Origin of the sequence: Marivita sp. (assembly GCF_965656765.1) — a bacterium.
Taxonomy (GTDB): Bacteria; Pseudomonadota; Alphaproteobacteria; order Rhodobacterales; family Rhodobacteraceae; genus Marivita.
The window spans coordinates 1-2569 of sequence record NZ_CBFHLV010000126.1; the positions used below are offsets into that span (position 1 = coordinate 1).

The window sequence follows — 2569 nt, forward strand, 5'->3', positions numbered from 1 at the left end:
CCAGCTCCAGAATCCATCGCTCCGTCAGAAGCAACCCCGCTCAATCACGACCTCAGTTCCAAACGCGATTCCCCTGAGGGCAGGGTACGCACCTCGATATGCCTTATCACAAACAAAAAACGGCGCCTTCGCAGGCGCCGTTTTTTTCGTCTGGAAACTCTAGATCAGGCGTTCGCTTCGCGGATTTTCTCGGCGGCATCTTTGTCGTAGGTCACACCGTTTTCGTCCAGAAGCTGATCCAGCTCGCCCGAGAGTGTCATTTCGGTAATGATATCGCACCCGCCGACAAATTCGCCTTTGACATAAAGCTGCGGGATCGTGGGCCAATCCGAATAATCCTTGATGCCCTGACGAATGTTCTCGTCCGCCAGCACGTTTACGTCGGCATATTCGACGCCCATATAATTCAGCACACCAGCGACCTTGCTAGAGAACCCGCACTGCGGCATCGACTTTGTGCCTTTCATGTAAAGCACCACATCGTTGGCTTTGACGGTGTCGTCGATCAGTTGTTTCGCATCAGTCATTGTCCTGCTCCATCTCTTTGCGGCGTTTCCGGTCCTTGCGGATATACGGCATTGTTGCGCCAACAGTTATAAGGGTGACAAGGCCAATGGCAGCAAACATCGGCCAGGTGTTTGAAAGAAAGTCGATCATGTCGCGCCCGTGTCAGGCTGCCCGCCCGCATCACCTGCGCCTGGTGATTTCCATGTGAAATAGGCGAATGGCCCAATCAGCAGGATCATCGAGATATTCCAAAGACGCGTTGGCATCAGTCCGGCGCCTTTGTCGTCAAGGCCAGCGCGTGCAATTCGCCTTGAGAGCCATCCATCTTGCCCTTGAGCGCGGCATAAACGGCCCGTTGCTGCTGAACGCGGTTCTTGCCTTTAAAGCTATCGTCGATCACCTCGGCTGCATAGTGGTTTCCGTCCCCGGCAAGATCGGTGATCGTGATCTTTGCATTTGGAAATTCCGCGCGGATCAGGTCTTCTATTTCCTGCGCTTGCATGGCCATGACGCTGCTCTCCGTAATTGATCGTTTGAAAAGATGTATGCCGGGTGTTGGTATTCTGCAAGGCGGGGTCGTGGCTTACGCGGTTAATGAAACCCAGACCGGCACATGATCCGAGGGTTTCTCGCGTCCACGCACCGCAGATTCGATCCAGCATTCGGTCATCATATCAGCGCATGCAGGCGTCATCAGGAAATGGTCGATGCGAATGCCATTGTTTCGGTCCCAAGCGCCGGCCTGATAATCCCAGAACGAATAATGCCCACCACCTTGAGTCCCCGCACGGAATGCTTCGGTAAAGCCAAGATTTACGATCCGGCGAAACGCAGCCCGCGATTCAGGCCGGAAGAGCGCGTCTTCGGTCCATTGCTCGGGCTTCGCCGCATCCTCGGCCTGCGGAATGATGTTATAGTCTCCAGCCATCAGTGCGGGCATTTCGTCGGCCAGTAAATCGCGCGCCCTGGCTTCGAGCCGCTTCATCCAGTCCAACTTGTAATCATATTTTGGGCCGGGCACGGGATTGCCGTTCGGCAAATAAAGCCCGCACACTCGCACCGCATCAGTGTCGCCGATTACGGTGGCTTCGATCCAGCGGGCTTGTTCATCGTTGTCATCGCCGGGAAGGCCACGGGTCACGTCCTCAAGCGGCAGTTTAGACAGGATTGCCACCCCATTGAACCCTTTCTGACCGTGAGTCTCGACCGTATAGCCAAGGTCTTCCAAGGCCTCACGCGGGAACGCTTCATCTACCGATTTAATTTCTTGCAACAACGCCACGTCCGGCGCGCTGTCGCGCAGCCAGTCGGTCAGGGCGGGCAGGCGGGCTTTGATCCCGTTGATGTTGAACGTGGCGATTTTCATGTGTGTCCTCCCGGATTGCCCCTCTATCCCAATAAGGGCCACCCCATTCAAGCCGCGATCTCACCGAATCGAACAGTGCTTTTCGCGCTGGTCTTGGTTGCCTTCCCCTTGGCTTGGCGTACTTGGTAAGTAGTAAGACAGTCTGTACAAAGTTATCCCCAGATTTTTGACTTCTGTTGATAAGCCCAAGACACATGCCAAGCCTAACAACCTATGAGTGTATCTTAATGTGGATAACTCAGGGAAATACTCGTTTAGCGATATTTAAACTTTTAATTTGCAACTAATGCGTGACAGCGTTGAGCCACCAACCTAGCCAGAGGAGGCCAACGTGACTGCACTTCGTAAACCCCAGAATACTGAAAACCTTGAAGTAATTCAGCGCAATAGCGACGCTATCGGTGATATCCATGGCGGTGATGCAACTGCGCTCTTTACGACAAGCTGCGCGCCAACCACATCGGATGCCCACACCGGCGATCTGGTCGAGATGTTCACCACAAGCTGCGCGCCAACCACATCGGACGCTCGCACAGGTGATTTGGTTGAGATGTTCACAACAAGCTGCGCGCCAACCACATCGGACGCCCGCACCGGTGATCTTGTCGAAATGTTCACAACAAGCTGCGCACCAACCACATCGGACGCTCGCACAGGTGATTTGGTCGAGATGTTCACAACAAGCTGCGCGCCAAC

At 54.4% G+C, this 2569-nt stretch carries 4 protein-coding genes and 1 pseudogene; 1 reads left to right on the top strand and 4 read right to left on the bottom strand.

The window, feature by feature from the left end; genetic code table 11:
- Positions 1-164 precede the first annotated feature (164 nt).
- From grxD to xth, 4 genes are all read right to left on the bottom strand, one after another.
- Complete coding sequence (gene grxD, locus ACTG4M_RS17315; protein ID WP_439124918.1) at positions 165-527, bottom strand: Grx4 family monothiol glutaredoxin; 363 nt, start codon at positions 525-527, stop codon at positions 165-167.
- Positions 520-657: a hypothetical protein gene (locus tag ACTG4M_RS17320; RefSeq protein ID WP_439124919.1), complete on the bottom strand. Its 138-nt coding sequence runs from the start codon at positions 655-657 to the stop codon at positions 520-522. The genes grxD and ACTG4M_RS17320 overlap by 8 nt, the downstream gene beginning before the upstream one ends.
- Positions 658-772: 115 nt before the next feature.
- Entirely contained in the window at positions 773-1015 is a 243-nt protein-coding gene (locus tag ACTG4M_RS17325) for a BolA/IbaG family iron-sulfur metabolism protein (RefSeq protein WP_439124920.1), read from the bottom strand.
- Between the two features lie 75 nt (positions 1016-1090).
- Complete coding sequence (gene xth, locus ACTG4M_RS17330) at positions 1091-1873, bottom strand: exodeoxyribonuclease III (protein WP_439124921.1); 783 nt, start codon at positions 1871-1873, stop codon at positions 1091-1093.
- Between the two features lie 331 nt (positions 1874-2204).
- On the opposite strand from xth, the pseudogene ACTG4M_RS17335 reads away from it, so the two are divergent.
- Positions 2205-2569 (top strand): annotated as a pseudogene (locus ACTG4M_RS17335) (hypothetical protein); the annotation flags it as partial.

What these genes read in the sequence shown, in the direction of transcription:
- grxD (WP_439124918.1), bottom strand. Translation starts at nt 527, where the DNA reads ATGACTGATGCGAAACAACTGATCGACGACACCGTCAAAGCCAACGAT.
- ACTG4M_RS17320 (WP_439124919.1), bottom strand. Translation starts at nt 657, where the DNA reads ATGATCGACTTTCTTTCAAACACCTGGCCGATGTTTGCTGCCATTGGC.
- ACTG4M_RS17325 (WP_439124920.1), bottom strand. Translation starts at nt 1,015, where the DNA reads ATGGCCATGCAAGCGCAGGAAATAGAAGACCTGATCCGCGCGGAATTT.
- xth (WP_439124921.1), bottom strand. Translation starts at nt 1,873, where the DNA reads ATGAAAATCGCCACGTTCAACATCAACGGGATCAAAGCCCGCCTGCCC.